Consider the following 17,801-nt stretch of genomic DNA (forward strand, 5'->3'; position numbering starts at 1 on the left):
CACGCCCGTTTCTGCCGTACACCCACTGGCATCTGTTACCTGGAACTGGTAGGTCCCGGATGTTGCCGTAGTATAGGTGAAAGTCGCTCCCGTAGCGCCCAATGCACTGTAGGCAGCTCCGCCAATCGATACCGCATAGGTATATGGTGGGGTCCCTCCGCCTATGGTCCCTTCGATGATGGCATCCGGAGATATAGTACAGTCAAGGTCCTTTACAAGGACAGCTCCCATGGTAAGCGCCGGAAGCGGATCGATGGTATAGGTTTCCGTATAGGTACAGTCGTTGGCATCCTTCACCTGGAAGGTATAGGTGCCCGGCTCAAGTCCGGCAAATTCGTTCGAGGCCTGGTAAGCCGTTGCTGCGGAGGCCGGTGCGATGATCTGGTACTCCAGGGCTCCAGTGCCCCCCGTTACCGTAGCAACTGTAATTGTAGCCGTGTTCGACGGACAGGTCACAGGCGTGCTGGTAAACTCTACATCTGTTGGAGGATCCAAAGGTTCTATAACGATTGGAGCTGTGATATAGGTACATCCTGTGGAATCTTGAATGGTCACCGTGTAGGTGCCAGCGGTCAGTCCCGTAAAGGTACTGCCCGATTGGAAGGTCACTCCGTCAAGGCTATAGCTGTATGGGGCTACGCCACCGGAAACGTTATTTACCGTGATAGTCCCGGTACTGGTACAGGTATAGGGTGCCGTCAACTCGGCTACGCCCACGATTGGGTCGTTGGCCGTGATGGTCACCGTCTGTGGTTCCGTCAGACACACCGAACTTCCCAGGGTATATTGAAGAACAACTTCGTAGTCCCCTTCTGAAAGACCCGTGAATACTGGTGAGCTTACAAAAGTCAATCCACCATCGATGCTGAACTGTAATGCATTTCCATTGGCATCTACAACTTCAATAGTTATGGTTCCCGTATCTCCAGAACTTATACAAGTAATATTCGTCTGAGAAATAATATATTCCGGTGCTGGGATAGCTTCCACATTTATAGTCGTGGTTGCCGTACAGTTATTGGCATCCATCACCGTAATTTCATATAATCCAGGTGTGGATACTACAATTTCTGGAGATGATTGGAAATCCGTATCACTATCCGCAAAATAATAATATGGAGGCGTTCCTCCAGAAGCATAAACTGTAATCACCCCATCCGTACAGGTAAGCGGTGTTGTTAAGGCTGCAGACACCTCAATCATTGGCGGATCTACAATTTCAATTTCTTCTGTATGCAAACATCCATCATCAGTACTTACATTAACCGTATATACTCCTGGGTTTAATGAGGCAAATTCATAATCGCTCGCCATGATAGGTCCAACGCCATCTACAAAAGTTCCTCCTTGGTAAAGGCTATAGTAATATTGCGGTAAGGCTTCATTAACTGCTAAATGCACACTTCCGAAGTCACCATAACATTCTGGTTGGGTAATGTTACTAACCACAGAAAACTCTCTTTCCATCACATGTACACTCGGTGTCTCGAAAATACAAGGGTTGGTATCTACTCCTGTTTGTTGGATGTAAATGGTATAATATCCTGGGGAATTCACCGTAAAGACATTACTAGATTGGTAATTCACACCATCAATACTGTATTCATACCCCGAAGGTACACCTCCTACGGTAATTTGACCAGGTGTTTCACAAATGATGTCCTGAGCTGTTGCTGTAGGATTCAATAAATTTTGATATACATTGAAGTAAAAAATACTGTAACACCCCCCTGGATAGTTGATTACCAACCTGAATTGTCCTGAGGTGTTAGCCATAAAATCTGGACCTGTTCCTACTTGGTTCCAAGTACAGGCATCATTTTCGTTGGCACAATCTGGCGTTGCCACTGCCTCACAGCTAGACTCATCCAATTTCTCCCAGATTATAGAAGCAGCATCACTAATTCCAGTTAAAATATCACGTGAATCGTTAGCCCCACATAAAAAGATATTCGGCAGTTCTTTTCCATCGTTTGGACAGATGACTACTTCATCTGCATAAGGAATCACTGGATTTGTTTGGGTTGATCCGTACAACACCACTGTTACCTCTTCTTCTATTGACAAACAAGTTGCCGGAGCAGTATTGTTTACATAGTAGGTTCCTGTTTCGGTTACCGTAATGGTCTGTGTTGTTCCTATAACCGGTGAACCAGTTGGGCTGGTTGACCAAGAGTAGGATTCATAACCATCGGCTGCAGTTAATTCAACACTTCCGCCACACAGCACTTCTTCTCTTTCATAATCACAATTAGAAATATCCACCAAAAAGTTGGTTGGTTGTGGAAAGCTATTACATTCTACAGATACGTAACTTGGTTGGTCTTCCACAGTAATGGAGCTAATTGCTCCAGTATAAGTTGCAAACGCCTGATTTACGATTTCATTGGAACAAGCCTGACTTAAATCGTAACAATTTGGAACTACCTGTACCGCTAAACGAATCACAAACACAGGATCTCCAAACTCTACAGATTCATCAGGAATGTCAAACACAATAGTACGTGTTACAGGATCGTAAGACAACAATGTTGCACCTCCTGAGTTGGTCAAATCAATATCTGTAGCTGGATCAAAAACAATATTTTCAGGAAGGATATCGGTTAACGTAAAATTGGTAATATCTTCGTTTCCTATGTTTTGATAGCTTATTTCGTAGAACAGGTTTTGACCTAAAATAACATCGTCTCCATTTATTTCATTCCCAAATTCATCTTCTACAATTTTCACTAACTCTATTTCTGGCGAAATAATATCTACTGCAAAGGCACTGAAAAACGAAAACAAAGGATCTGCCTGTCCTTGGGCCACCTGTAATGTAAAGGAGGCCGACGTTTCGCTATAACCAATAAATTCCGGTTCTGAATTAATAATTTCCAAGAACCCAGTATCATATCCCAAGGTATTTGTCCCGGAAGGATTTCTTGGGTACGAAACCCCATTGGTATTTTCAATAACCGACCCAAAGAACTTATTGGCAGGTCTTAACGGTGTGGTTACCTCTTTATTGTTGATTTCAAGTTTGGTTGCTCTTTTATTTTTATCACCATCCAAAACGGCATAGGCGAACTGTAAATCGATATGCCCTGCCGGAGGGGTTGTAAAACCATCTACTGGAATTTCTTCGTAATGGTCATCATAAATATGACTGAAACCGTCAAAGGTTGTGAAGGATTTCATGTGTAGGCTAGGATCCTCATAAATCACAAAAAGGGTCCATCCTGCAGACAGTCCCGTCGAAAAATTGAATCCTTCACTTGAAGTCACATTGGCAACAGTGTAAGTTCCTTCAATGTCTGTTAAATCGTTTAAAATATCCGTTACCTCGGCATAACAGGCATATGGTGTATTTCCTGGCTCGTCATCTTCTGAAATAATCGGCTCGACAATGGCGTCGTAAATGAGCTCTCCGGTAATATCTACATATGAAGTGCCTTCCGGAGTTTTGAATTTAATTTGGTTGATTTCGGATCTATCACCACTTTGAAGCATGGCTCCCCAGTACAATGCGGCATATGCCACCGAATAACAAGTAGTTTCACTTCCATCTTCTTGAGGTGGCAATACTATATCGGCACTACTGGAGCTAAAAGTGGAAGCATCGGAATCGATATCGATATACTGCATGTCCACATCTTGGTTATCTACGGAATTGTCATTTCCTGGCAAATTATCTTCTCCAAGAATGTTGTTCCCTATAACCAACATACTACCTTTTACTTCCAGATTCTCTCGAATGGTAAATGGCTCATAGGTTTGGGCCATTGTACCAAAGCTCATCAGTAACAGAAATAAACCTAAAAGGTAAGGTCTATAATAAGTAGGCGTTTTCATGGTGTTTCTGTTTTTAAATCCTATTTCCTCCAAGGGGCATTGCAGAAAACGGGCTTGCCATTACTACTATTAATTCAATTTTCTAATTTTTAAATACTTAATTCTCTATTTTAATTATTGACAGCTTCTGATTATATGGTCTATTACCTTTTGATTTCATCGCTTCATTAGCCTGTTCGATAGCATCAAATTTTTGGTAATAGATGTAATATTTACTGGTATTTACGTCAAAGAAGAAATCCACATCGGTTCTTCCAGACGACACCACTTTTGTTAAGAAATCATCTCTTTTGGCAACATCATTGTGTACCGCCAAAATCATGTAATAACCACTTTCTACATTCTTAACATTTTTCACAATTTGGATATTTCCTCCAAGGTCTTCTCCAAAATTGAATTCTTCCGTTTTTAATGGCGCCGATCTCAATGGCGTACTTTGCTTGATATTTTTCAATGCCAACCTATCGCGCATGTATCGGTCATCTTCATTGTCATAGGCTGCACGTTTGATTCTACGTTTTCTTTCTATTTCGGTAGCTCTGTTGATGCCTTCCAAAGTCGTGGTTAAACTTGCTTTGGTATCCATGGCTTTCAATTGTTCAGACTTTAATCGCTTAATAGTTTTCTTGTAATACAGCATTACAGGATCATTTTCTATTGGCGCAAACTGAAGTCTTTGTTCATATAGCTCTTCCAATTCTTCAATACGCTGGGTGCGGGTATCGATGATTTGATCGATATCTGCCTTCAAGGCTTCGATGGCTCTGTTTTCGGCAGAGATACTCTTAAATGGTTTTGGAGCTACTACAATTCCTTGATCACCCAAATCATTTTCCTCTTTCAAATCCTTAAGATCCTGATTCTTTATCGCGATGGCTTCCTTATATCTCGTGATTAAGTCTACTTGTGCCGTACTATCCGTTTCGGTCAACTTCGTAATTTCATTCATAGACTTGGCCAAATCGTCTGTGGCCTCCATAGCCTTTTGCTTGTCGGATACCACTTCCTTAGCTTTAGCTTCCTCCGCCAATCTTGCAGCTTCTGCTTCAGCAGCCAATCTGGCCTCTTCTTCAGCTTTTGCTTTAGCTTCAGCCTCTGCAGCCAATCGTGCCTCCTCTTCGGCTTGAGCTTTGGCCAATGCTTCTGCTTCCAATCTTGCTTGCTCTTCTGCCTCAGCCTTAGCTTTTGCTTCAGCGGCCAATCGAGCTTCCTCTGCTGCTTTTTCTTTTACTGCAGCTTCAGCAGCTCCCCTTGCTTCTTCCTCGGCTTGAGCCTTAGCTTTTGCTTCAGATTCCAATCTTGCTTGTTCCTCAGCTTGTGCTTTAGCTCTTGCTTCGGCAGCCAACCTAGCTTCCTCATTAGCTTTTGCTATTGCTGCAGCCTCAGCAGCCAAGCGAGCTTCTTCTGCTGCTTTTGCTTTCTTCTCCGCTGCAATTTTTGCCTTAGCTTCCGCAACGGCCTTAGCACGTTCTTCCTCTTCCAATCGTTGAGCTTCAGCTTCTGCAGCCAATCTTGCATTCTCCTCAGCCTTTTCTTTAGCTGCCGCTTCCTCTGCTAATCTAGCTTGCTCTTCAGCCAATGCCCTGTTTTCGGCTTCTTTTGCCAAACGTGTCTCTTCAGCCTCCGCTGCCAATTTTGCTGCTTCGGCATCTGCCAATGCTTTAGCTTCTGCTGCTAATTTAGCATCCTCCTCAGCCTTAGCCTTTGCTTCTTCTCTACGAGCAATAGCCGCTTTTCTATTGGCTTCTGCCTGTTGTTTAGACTTTTTGGAAGCAGGTTTTCTTCTCTTTTCAGGGAAGACAATGGCACTCACCTTGTCTTCTCTACTATAATAAAAACGTTCTGTATTATTAAATCTGTAGGCAAGAGTAATTTCATGTGAAGGACCAAAATCGGTGAACTCACCAACAGCCTTTTCAAAATTATATTCAATGGCAATTTGCGAGGTGATGTTCAATCCCACTCCTGCAGACGCTCCATATAAGGTATTGTATCCCACTTGTCCCCAAATACCTTTAGGCACCATTAACATAGCCAAACCTGATACAATGGTTTCATCTGATCTGAACTCCGATCTTACCAAAGCTTGGAATCTACTTTGATCGAAGAAACCTCGGCTGTCCATATAACCTGTATACATAACATGTCCTTGTATTCCCTGATCTGGAATGTCCTTGATAAGCTGAGAAGCATTGACATTATAAAGCACCAAATTGGTCAACGCTAGTCCAAAATCGAAAAAGCCTGTACCATAATTGATTCCAGGGTTTATGGTCAGTAAAAAATTGGAAGGAATGTTGTTCAATGAAGGATCGTCATAATTAGTCACAACATTTCCATTATTCACACCACTTTTATAAGCGCCAACATTCAATCCGAACGTAAGATTGTTTTCACGATTTAACTGTGCGTTGTAAGCGAAGTTCAAAAGTCCGCCAAAAGTAGTCAGGACTCCATAATTTTGTTGGAACAGTCCAATTCCCATTCCAATGTTTTCCTTAAACCTACCGGAAAAACTTCCTAAATAGGTTTGTGGGGCATCTTCAAACTGCACCCATTCCCTTTTATTATTGAAACTAAGATATTTGTGTTGTTCCCTTACAAAACTGAAAGTTGGATTTAACACATATCTATTGAAACGCAAAGAATTACGTACCGGTATAGCAAACGATACTACCCCATCCTCTTCTTGAGAATAGGTCATCTGTACGGAACAGATTAGTAGTACTATGGCCAAAAGGTACGCTTTCATGTTACTTTACAACGGTTATAGAACCTTTTTTAGAGTCTTGTCCAGGACTAGTTATGATATAATAAAATACTTGATTTACACTGCTAACTCCCAATTGGTTTTCAGGCCAATTGTTCATATAATTATTAGTTTGATGCACTACTTTACCACGGCTATCCATAATCACAATTTCGGTATTGGAACCACTCACATATTGCTGTGGAATTACCCAAGTATCATTGATACCGTCGCCGTTAGGGCTGATAAGATTAGGGATGTTCCCTACTTCCGGGAAGGGATCGATAGGTTCTCCAATTACAAAGGTGAATTCTTGTGAAGTCTCACATCCTGTGGTTTCTGTAATCACAACTTTATAGGAACCGTAGTCATATGCTTCATAACTAGCTTCTGTAGCCTCAGGAATCAAACTGCCATTAAAATACCATTCATAAATAGGGTTGTTAGCCGTTGTAGTTACTTCTACCCATAAATAGTCTCCCTCTTCCAATTGATTTTCCGCAGGAACATTAATTTCGCTTTCAAAACTCTCACTGATTAAATCAATAGAACCGGAGGTTTCACAACTTCCCAAATCAACTTCTACTGAATAAAATCCAGATTCATTAGTTTGATAGGTTTGCTCTGTTGCTCCAGAAATGGCAGCACCATCCTTATACCATTGGTAGCTTACACCACCTATGGTTGCCAAAGTGGTCATTCCTTGATCTGGACAAAACGGATTTCCCAAACTTGAAGCAATGGTAGCATCGGCCTCACCTGCGGACACTTCACTAATAGTTACTCTATTTGAGAACGAGTTGGAAGTACAGGTTCCATAATTGGTTTCAGCAAAATAGGTTCCTTCCTGATTAACCGACAAGGTTGTTCCCTGTGAAATGAAAACCGCCGTAGTAGGTCCTGTTTCCTTAAACCAATTAAAGGTTAGGGATGGATAATTTAAAGGAGAATCATTTTCTCCCGTTCCAGGATTATCAATAGTTAACAAATAGCTTCCACCAGAACAAAATGCGCCAGTGGACACCAAGTTATTAATTGAAAAAGGGCTATCCTGAATTTTATAATAGGCCGCAAAGGCTGTAGATTTTGCACTTGTAGCAACAGGAGCTGTACTTTTTATTCTCAGCTTATACCCTTCTCCAGCTGTAGTGGTCGGCAATGAAAAACTTAAAGTTGCCGGTGACACAGTAACAGCTCCTGGCTGTGAAGTGAATATTGTTGTAGGAGTTGAAAAATCCCCTTCGGGATCAGACATTTCGATGATGAATTGGTTGGAAGCTTCCAATATAGCTTCTGGAGAAAACACGAATGTTACATTATATGTATTGAACGACTCACTGGCACAAGCCTGACTAAATCCTAAGTTAGGCGTACCAATGACCAACTGGGCATTTGTTTGTTGCACGAACAACCAAATACAGAAACCAGATAGCAAAGTAAGTCTGTTTAAGATAGTAGTTTTTTGCATTCAATTACATTTAGCAATTATTCATTCTCAAATTCTTAGACCTTAAAGGTCAAGAATGTCATATCGTGATTTCAGTTTTATCAATCCGATTTAGGGTCTAAAAGGGTTTGCTTATATCTCCTGTAGTTTTGAAATATTAGCACACCCTATTGTATCTCCTATAAAATCATCTTAGGAAATCTTCCAATGCCTAGTCGGCATTGGAAGCATAAATTTTGTTGATACGCAATCTAAAGTCAGGACGTTTTGAATTGGCTAAATCGATAAACGTTTCAGAGTCACTTCCTTTAGAGTATACGTTAAAAAACGCGCGGTTTCCGTACCAGTTTTCCAAATCTTCATTATTGGAATTGTGTTCGGTGAAAATATTTCCGTTGCAGTTGTTGAAATACATTTCACTGAACTTGATACGGTCTAAGTTCTTATTATTGATAGTAATGTGGTCGTCAAGAATTACCGCTGGATTAAAACCAGAGATGACACTCTTGCTCATTTCCAACGATGCATGTTGTGCAATGTACAGGGCCTCTTTAACCAAACCTACTTCGATATCGGAAGCTAAATTGTCGCTAACATTTACCAAAGTTAAGTTTTCAGCTTTTACTACCGTTCCTTTTTTGGTAAGGTCTACTTCATTCTTATCTTCATAAGAAGCAACATACATACATCTAGAGCCGTCGGCTCCAGATACATATGGCGAACGGATAGCCAATGAATTGGTAATATGACATTGTGCACCGTAGTTAAATTTGTAGTCATCGCTGCTACTTCTGAAAGACACCATCTGTGTCATATTGAATTCTCCTCCAATCACGCTGAATGAATTTCCTTCACAATAGCTAACCATTACATTTTCAACAACGGTTTTATTTCCAACACCCGCAAGTGTCAATCCGTTGAAGAAACCAAATTCCTTGGTACGTCTTCCCGCAAATTCAATTCTTACATATCTAAAAATTCCAGAATCGGATTCTATATTCTCTCCTCCATAGTTGATATACTCAAAAGAAGTAGGGCGTAATCCGTAATTCACAGAAGATCCGTTTCCAAATTTATTGATTGGCGCATCTCCAAGAATGAACACCCCTCCCCAGTCACCTTCTTTCTTCACACTTCTATTGGAAGAAAAAATAATCGGGTCGGTTTCCATTCCGTCAGCAACAATTTTAGAACCTTTACTTACTACCAAAGTTCCGTTGGTTTTAAAATCTCCAAGGATTACAGTTCCTGGTTCAATTGTAAGTGTGGCTCCTTCTGTTACAAACACGCTACCTAATAATAAATAGGTATCCTTTTTGTAAAGCTTAGTGTCTTGTGAAATATTCCCACTCAAGATTTGAGTTGGTTCACCATAGTCTACATGGTTGGGTCTAAATTCGGTCCAGTTGTTTAACCAGTTTGTGGTTCCTATGATTCCTTTCTCCTGTTGGGCAAACAGATTAACCGCAGCCAAAAGAAACAAACATAGAGTCTGAGTAAAGTTTTTCATAAGTAATGTAATTATTAATAGATTAAGGGTCTTCTAACTGTTGATACATCAAAAGTATAAACAAATTCTACGAAATACAAAAAAAGTCGTTCAAATACATCTTTTCAATATAATTGTAGTCTAAAGCCTACTTTTAATAATTATAAGGAAAGAATCATCTTACTTTCAATACATTACAGAATTTCTTTAATACTTTAAGAAATTTCAATCTTAACTTATTTGGTCGTTACAAAATTACTTCTCAATTTTAAAAGCAGGGGTACACTTTATATTATGATATTGTAATGACTTTTTTAACTACTGCTTCTCCAACTCGGAAAAAAACCCCATCATCATATTGGGGTTTCTTTTTGAGTTTTGATAGCATACCTTATACACTATTCGTTTTATGAACTATTAAAAATCGTCGTACGTATGTAACGATTTTAATGTTTCCTCATAAAAAAGAATAGCCATGATTAAATTAGATTTATCTGAATAAGGTAAAATACGTTTTTGAAATTCGATGGTACTTTCAAAATAGTCCTTGGAAGCTTCAATATTATCCTCCAGGGCTTTTTTGTTATCCTTTGTCTCAGGAATTCCCATAGACGCCATTGTAATACCAGGCTTGGTAGCAAAAGCAATATTAGGCAAGATTTTTACGATAACTTCAATTCGCTCCTTATAGAGCTCCAACAACTCTCCTTTTTGCATATGCTCCAACTGATCTCTGTCATGGTACTTTGCAATAGAGACCTTACCGCTAATAATACTAGGAGACTCCTCTTTATTCTTTTGGGCAAAACCAATGCCCGTAACAAGTATAAAAACAATACTTAATAGGGTAAATTTAGTTTTCATAGTTTAGATTTAAGGCGTTAACTGTAGCAAATTTATGCAATTAAACGTAAAAAACAAGCGTTTCATCGATTTTTTTCATAAATTTTACATAATATTCACTTAGAAGCTCTGTAGTGCCCACCACAGCTCTATTTCTCTAACAATCAACAATAAAACCTAAAACCCTTAACATTTAAATAACCGTACGTCGCAACCTAAGAGCGTTGGCAATTACCGATACCGAACTAAAACTCATAGCCAGGGCGGCCAACATAGGCGACAACAACACCCCAAAAAACGGATAGAGGACTCCTGCCGCAACAGGGACTCCAATGGTATTATAAATAAGCGCGAAGAATAAATTTTGTTTGATATTTTTCATGACGGCATGACTGAGATTTTTTGCCTTGACAATACTTTGCAAATCACCTTTCACCAAAGTAATCATGGCACTTTCAATAGCCACATCGGTGCCCGTGCCCATAGCAATCCCCACATCACTTTTGGCCAAGGCTGGCGCATCATTGATACCGTCTCCCGCCACAGCAACTATCTTTCCTTGACTTTGCAACTGCGCTACTTCCTTCAGTTTATCCTCTGGCATCAACCCTGCCTTAAAATGAATACCATTAAGCTCCGATGCTACGGCATGGGCCGTTTTCTCATTATCCCCCGTAAGCATTAGTACTTCTATTCCCAAATCCTGAAGCTCCTTAATCGCTTTAGCACTAGTATCCTTTATTTTATCGCCAATCACCACATAGCCTTTCACTTTTGCATCCATAGCCAAATAGGACACTGTTTTTCCCTGCTCTTGAAAAGTTTGAACTTCTCGATCCATTTCAGGAGTGATGGTTGCACCTATTTCCTCCATCAATTTCAAATTCCCTAAAGCCACAGCTGTTCCATTTACGGTTCCCTGAACACCTTTTCCTGTCAAGGATTCAAATTTATCTACTTCCAAAACCTTTATGTTTTGGCTTTTAGCATGCTTTACAATAGCTTCTGCCAAAGGGTGTCCACTATTGCTATTAAGAGATGCCACATATTGCACCAACAAATTATGGTCGCCAGTTCCATTTTCAAAAGCTTCTATTTTTTCTACGGTTGGCTTCCCTTCAGTAATGGTTCCTGTTTTATCTATTATTAAGGTGTCTACCTTGTCCATGGTTTCCAATGCTTGGGCATTTTTTATGAGCACCCCATTTTGAGCTCCTTTGCCCACCCCCACCATTACGGACATGGGTGTTGCCAATCCCAAAGCACAGGGACACGCAATGATCAAAACCGCAATTGCATTGATTAATGCATATACATAGGCAGGCTCAGGTCCCCAAACCACCCAAATTATAAAGGTGATGATGGATACCAAAACCACTATAGGAACAAAATATGCCGAAATACGGTCGGCCAATTTTTGGATTGGCGCCTTACTTCTACTGGCTTCATTTACCATTTGTACAATTTGCGACAAAAGTGTATCGCTCCCCACCTTTTCGGCTTTCATGATGAAAACTTGGTTACCATTAATAGTCCCACTATTCACCTTGTCGCCTTCCATTTTATTTACTGGGATAGGCTCCCCGGTAATCATCGATTCGTCTACAGCCGATTCTCCCTGTACGATTTCCCCATCCACTGGAATTTTATCACCGGGCTTCACCTTCAGTAAATCTCCAAGGACAATTTTATCAATGCTTACCTCCATTTCTTCTCCATCCACAACTTTTATAGCCTTGTTAGGTGCCAATTTCAACAACTCCTTAACGGCAGAATTGGTTTTACTATGCGCTTTTGCTTCCAGTAATTGCCCCAACAATACCAAAGTCAATATCACGGTAGTGGCTTCAAAATACACATGTACTGCTCCTGAGTCTGTTTTGAACTGCTCTGGAAATACATTTGGCACTAACAAACCGGCCACACTAAACACCCAAGCAACCCCTGCACCGATACCTATTAAGGTAAACATATTCAAGTTCCAGGTTTTGATACTCCTATAGGCTCGTTCAAAAAACATCCAAGCCGCATAAAACACTACTGGCAATGACAGTACAAACTGCACCCAATTCCAATATTTTTGAGACATTATAGCGTTCAAGGGATTATTATGCCACATATCGCTCATCGCTATCAAGAAAATAGGAAGTGTAAAGACTACCGCCAACCAAAACTTTTTTAAAAGCTTTTTATAAGTCTGCTCTTCGGCAGACAGTTGTGGTTTTACAGGTACTAGATCCATTCCACAAATAGGGCAATCACCTGCTTCATCTTTAACAACTTCAGGATGCATTGGGCAAGTCCACTGCTGAGATGCCACTGCAGCCAAGTTTTGCTCTTCTACTAAATCCATTCCACAAACAGGACAATCGCCAGGTTTGTCGTAGGTTTTATCGCCTTCACAGTGCATCGGGCAATAAAACACTCCTGTTCCCTGTCCTTTAGGAAGTGCTTCTTTTTTTGCCGGCTTAGGCTGTGTTTCTCCAGGCATGTGTATACTATAACGTCCGCCATCTGCCTTTAGGGCTTCTTGAAAAGTTTCAATGGGAATGTGCGAAGTCATTTCAATGGTGGCCTCAGCTGCTTCCAAATTCACATTGACATTAGAAACATTTGCTACTTTAGACAAGGTGTCTTCCACATGTTTTCTGCAACCATTGCAGGACATGCCATGTATATGATAGGTATGAACCATACGTAATATATTATATTGAATAGTGTAAGGAATTTCACGAAGGCCAACTTCAAAAGAAAATTCCCAAATTGAGTATAAAGGTACTACATCTTTTTGGGACGTTAGAAGCTTTTCACACTCACTTTATCTTCGCCTTTTGCTACTTTTCTGCATCAATTATTCCATAAGGTTCCCATAGGGTATCCATAGGGTTGCTATGGGGCAGCTATAGGGATGCTATATACAAAGTGGCAAACCATTTATGATACCCTTTGAAAGCATCGAAAAACTAGAAATCTGCCCCTACATTAAACACAAAACACTTTGGTTTTGGTCATTCAGACCATAAAAAGCAAAAAATTATATTTTAAAACAGGTAAAAAGTTGTCAACTATTACGTTTTCGTTAACTATTTCCCTAAAAAATCGCCTATTACATGATATATATCATAATATAAAATGGAATCCTACAATAGCTTTGATGTACCAAACGGAATTATAACATAAACTATGAATCATGGATATTTCGCACATTGAGCATATTGGAATTGCTGTTGAAAACCTAGAAGAAGCCATCAAATATTATGAACAGATTTTAGGAATGAAGTGCTATGCCATAGAAGAGGTTGTCGATCAAAAAGTGAAGACAGCCTTTTTTTTGGTCGGTACTAGCCAAACCAAAATCGAATTATTAGAGAGTACTTCCCCAGATGGACCTATTGGAAAATTCATTGCCAAAAAAGGGCCGGGCATTCACCATATCGCTTTCGCCGTAAACGACGCCACCGAAGCGTTGCAATTGGCAGGAGACAAAGGCGTTCAATTAATAGACCAACAATCCCGCAAAGGAGCCGAAGGCCTGAACATAGGCTTCCTTCACCCAAAATCTACTTTAGGAGTCCTAACTGAACTTTGTTCAAAATAAGTACCAACAAAACTATATAGACGGTAACAAAAAACACCCCCATGGCAAATCAAGATAAAATAAATGAGCTCATCGCCAAACGCGCTGAAGCCCGATTAGGAGGCGGAGAAAAACGCATCGATTCGCAACACGCTAAAGGAAAACTAACTGCTCGCGAGCGTATTGAAATCCTTTTGGATGAAAATAGCTTTGAAGAATTTGATATGTTCGTTACCCATAGGACCAAATCCTTTGGCCTGGACAAGGAACGCTACCTATCGGACGGAGTGGTAACCGGTCACGGTACCATCGACGGCCGCATTGTGTATGTGTTCTCCCAAGACTTCACGGTTTTTGGCGGTTCGCTTTCAGAAACCTATGCGTTGAAAATTTGTAAAATCATGGATATGGCCATGAAAATTGGGGTGCCCGTTATAGGACTAAATGATAGTGGTGGGGCTCGTATACAGGAAGGTGTACGCTCTCTGGCAGGTTATGCTGAAATTTTCCAAAGAAACATTATGGCCTCTGGACTTATTCCCCAAATCTCATCCATCTTGGGGCCTTGCGCTGGAGGAGCCGTATACTCTCCTGCCCTCACCGATTTCACCATTATGACCGATCAAACCAGTTATATGTTCGTTACGGGACCTAAAGTGGTTAAATCGGTAACTGGTGAAGATGTTACCACAGAACAATTGGGAGGTGCTACCATCCACTCTACCAAATCTGGGGTTTCCCACTTTTTGGCTGAAAATGATGAAGAGAACTTAATGCTCATCAGAAAACTATTAAGTTACCTTCCTTCCAATAATCTTGAAGAGCCACCAACCATTGCTACTTCAGATCCTATTGATAGATTGGATGACGTACTCAATACCATTATTCCTGAAAACCCAAACCAACCTTATGATATTCTGGATGTGATTTCGGTTATCACCGATAATGGCGAATTTTTGGAAGTGCACTCCAACTACGCCAAAAACATTGTCGTAGGTTTTGCCCGTTTCAATGGGCATTCCGTTGGGATTGTAGCTAACCAACCAAAATTTTACGCTGGGGTTCTAGATTGTGAATCCTCTAGAAAAGCAGCCAGATTTGTTCGTTTTTGTGACTCCTTCAATATTCCTCTAGTAACCTTAGTTGACGTTCCGGGATTTTTACCTGGAACCGGACAGGAATATTCCGGAATCATCTTGCATGGCGCCAAACTACTCTTTGCCTATGGAGAAGCCACCGTGCCTAAAGTCACCATCACTTTAAGAAAATCGTATGGTGGAGCCCATGACGTGATGAGCTGTAAACAACTACGAGGCGATTTGAATTACGCATGGCCAACAGCCGAAATTGCTGTAATGGGTGCCAAAGGTGCGGTAGAAGTGTTGGAAGGCTCCAACATTAGAAAGATTACAGATGCCGATGAAAAGCTGAACTACATTGAAGAAAAAGAAAATGAATACACTACCAAATTTGCCAACCCATACGTGGCTGCCAAATACGGCTTTATCGACGATGTCATAGAACCTAGAAATACCCGCTTCAGAATCATTAGAGGATTGGAACTACTAGCCAACAAAAAAGAGGTAAATCCTCCTAAAAAACACTCAAATATCCCATTGTAATCATGAGTATATCATTATCCATAAGCAATATAGACGAAGGTTATGTAATCCTTCTAACGGGATTGTTAATCGTGTTTTCGGGTCTTCTAACCTTGACGGTATTTTTCAAGTACGGTTTGCCTTTAATCCTAAAATTTTACAACGGATTAAAACCAGGACCAAAAACCACTAACAAAGAAATCACGTGCAAGGTACCAGGAAATGAATTTACAGGTGAAGTTGCCGCAGCCATTTCCATGGGAATCCATTTGTATCTAGATGAACAACATGATAACGAAAATGCGGTATTAACCATTAAGCAGGCCCGCAAAATGTATTCCCCTTGGAGTTCAAAAATTTACGGAGCCTACAATAATCGATTTTAAGAATCAATAGACAGCTTACATCATGAAAAATTTCACATTCAACATAAACAAAAACAGTTACAAGGTTAAAATCTTGTCTCACGAGGACAATACCATCAACCTAGAGGTAAATGGTACCAGCTACTGTGTAGAACTGGAACAGGAAATCAAAAAACAAAAAACCCCTGTTTTGGCCAGAAGATCTTCCTCTGCCAATACAGAAAAACCTAAAGTAGTCAATCCTGCTTCTTCCAACAAACGGGCTATTTCAGCTCCAATTCCGGGCGTTATTTTGGCTTTAAATGTTAAGGTAGGTGATCAAGTTAAAGAAAACGATCCGCTTTTAGTCTTGGAAGCCATGAAAATGGAAAACAACATCATGGCCGACAAATCGGGAGTGGTTACGGCCATTCACGTTACCGTTGGCAAACAAGTATTGCAAGGTGATGCCTTGATAGAAATAGAATAAAACCCGCCATGTTTTCTTAGGAATTCACGGAGCACAAAAGTGCTTTAACAAGCCCAAAAACTAGAGAAAATGAAAAAACTAGCAGTAATATTTGGAGTTATATCAATGTTGCTTTTTATAAAACCAGTCCTAGGTCTCACCACAAGCAATACCAATGTAACCACCACCGAAGTAGCCGCACTTAACACAAACACAAATACCTCAAGTGATGACGAGAACTTCATAACGGAAGCTGTAGATGGCATTAAGCAATTTTATGCCTATACAGGTTTTGCCAACGCCCAATCCGGCCACATCATCATGATTATCATAGGGATTGTCTTTATCTACCTAGGTATCAAATTTGATTACGAGCCTCTCTTATTGATTCCCATAGGAACGGGCGTCATTATAGGAAACATCCCCTTTGTAATAGGGAACCAAACCGGTATTTATGAAACAGGTTCTGTTTTAAACTACCTCTACTTTGGTGTGGTCAAGGGAATTTATCCGCCTTTGATATTCCTGGGAATTGGAGCGATGACCGATTTCTCTTCGCTCATTGCCAACCCTAAACTAATGTTGTTGGGAGCCGCAGCGCAAATTGGTGTATTCGGGACGTTCTTAGGAGCCCTTTATCTTGGATTTAACCTGCCTGAAGCCGGCGCCATAGGCATTATTGGAGGAGCCGATGGTCCTACCGCCATCTTCCTATCCTCTAAATTGGCCAATGGCATCAACATCCTTCCCGATGGTACAACCGTGAAAAACCTGATTGGCCCTATCGCCATTGCCGCCTACTCTTATATGGCATTGGTGCCGGTAATCCAGCCGCCAATCATGAAGTTGTTGACTACCAAAAAGGAACGCCTGATTAAAATGAAACCACCAAGAGCGGTATCCCAAAAGGAAAAAATGATCTTTCCTGTGGCTGCCTTGTTGTTAACCACCTTTATTTCACCTAGTGCTTTACCCCTTTTAGGAATGCTGTTCTTTGGAAACTTATTGAAAGAATCAGGACGTACCGAACGTTTGGCAGAAACTGCAAGAACCAAACTTATCGATATTGTAACCATTCTTTTGGGAGTTACCGTAGGAGCATCCACCCAAGCAGACATCTTTATTACCAAAGACTCGATGCTGATCTTCGGATTGGGAGCCATTTCTTTCGTAATTGCCACTATGGGAGGACTATTATTTGCAAAACTAATGAACGTTTTCCTTAAGGGAGACGAGAAAATAAACCCACTAATTGGAGCTTCGGGAGTATCTGCAGTTCCAGATAGCGCTCGGGTTGTACATGCCGAAGGTCTGAAGGCAGACCCTACCAACTATTTGCTCATGCACGCTATGGCACCAAATGTTGCGGGTGTTATAGGATCGGCCATTGCAGCAGGTATCCTACTGAGCTTTTTAGCTTAAACACTGAATAATAAAAAATACAAGCA

The 17,801-nt window shown here is 40.8% G+C and carries 10 protein-coding genes and 1 pseudogene; 5 read left to right on the plus strand and 6 right to left on the minus strand.

Annotated features, from left to right (window positions below):
* The 6 genes and pseudogenes from AC6I5C_RS12290 to AC6I5C_RS12315 all read right to left on the minus strand — a co-directional run.
* Positions 1-3,834: pseudogene (locus tag AC6I5C_RS12290) on the minus strand (T9SS type B sorting domain-containing protein); the annotation flags it as partial.
* Between the two features lie 97 nt (positions 3,835-3,931).
* Entirely contained in the window at positions 3,932-6,586 is a 2,655-nt protein-coding gene (locus tag AC6I5C_RS12295; protein WP_497905406.1) for a PorP/SprF family type IX secretion system membrane protein, read from the minus strand.
* Position 6,587: 1 nt separating this feature from the next.
* Positions 6,588-8,051, minus strand: coding sequence for a T9SS type B sorting domain-containing protein (locus tag AC6I5C_RS12300; RefSeq protein ID WP_497905407.1), 1,464 nt, complete (start codon positions 8,049-8,051; stop codon positions 6,588-6,590).
* A gap of 190 nt (positions 8,052-8,241) precedes the next feature.
* Positions 8,242-9,540 carry a beta-helix domain-containing protein gene (locus AC6I5C_RS12305; RefSeq protein WP_497905408.1) on the minus strand — a complete coding sequence of 433 codons (1,299 nt, stop codon included), beginning with the start codon at positions 9,538-9,540 and terminating at the stop codon, positions 8,242-8,244.
* A 396-nt stretch (positions 9,541-9,936) separates the two neighbouring features.
* Positions 9,937-10,383: a hypothetical protein gene (locus AC6I5C_RS12310; RefSeq protein WP_053977115.1), complete on the minus strand. Its 447-nt coding sequence runs from the start codon at positions 10,381-10,383 to the stop codon at positions 9,937-9,939.
* A gap of 172 nt (positions 10,384-10,555) precedes the next feature.
* On the minus strand, positions 10,556-13,057 hold the full coding sequence (locus tag AC6I5C_RS12315; protein ID WP_497905409.1) for a heavy metal translocating P-type ATPase: 2,502 nt from the start codon (positions 13,055-13,057) through the stop codon (positions 10,556-10,558).
* Between the two features lie 495 nt (positions 13,058-13,552).
* On the opposite strand from AC6I5C_RS12315, the gene mce reads away from it, so the two are divergent.
* The 5 genes from mce to AC6I5C_RS12340 all read left to right on the plus strand — a co-directional run bounded on the left by mce (position 13,553) and on the right by AC6I5C_RS12340 (position 17,775).
* A complete protein-coding gene (mce, locus tag AC6I5C_RS12320) occupies positions 13,553-13,960 on the plus strand; it encodes a methylmalonyl-CoA epimerase (protein ID WP_053977117.1) in 408 nt (135 codons plus the stop codon).
* A 41-nt stretch (positions 13,961-14,001) separates the two neighbouring features.
* Positions 14,002-15,561 (plus strand): acyl-CoA carboxylase subunit beta, encoded by a 1,560-nt coding sequence (locus AC6I5C_RS12325; RefSeq protein ID WP_053977118.1) that lies wholly within the window; start codon positions 14,002-14,004, stop codon positions 15,559-15,561.
* Positions 15,562-15,563: 2 nt separating this feature from the next.
* On the plus strand, positions 15,564-15,926 hold the full coding sequence (locus AC6I5C_RS12330) for an OadG family protein (RefSeq protein ID WP_497905410.1): 363 nt from the start codon (positions 15,564-15,566) through the stop codon (positions 15,924-15,926).
* Between the two features lie 22 nt (positions 15,927-15,948).
* Positions 15,949-16,374, plus strand: coding sequence for a biotin/lipoyl-containing protein (locus AC6I5C_RS12335; protein WP_076664505.1), 426 nt, complete (start codon positions 15,949-15,951; stop codon positions 16,372-16,374).
* Positions 16,375-16,443: 69 nt separating this feature from the next.
* A complete protein-coding gene (locus AC6I5C_RS12340) occupies positions 16,444-17,775 on the plus strand; it encodes a sodium ion-translocating decarboxylase subunit beta (RefSeq protein ID WP_497905411.1) in 1,332 nt (443 codons plus the stop codon).
* Positions 17,776-17,801: the final 26 nt, after the last annotated feature.

It is taken from the genome of Mangrovimonas sp. sgz306409 (assembly GCF_059735265.1).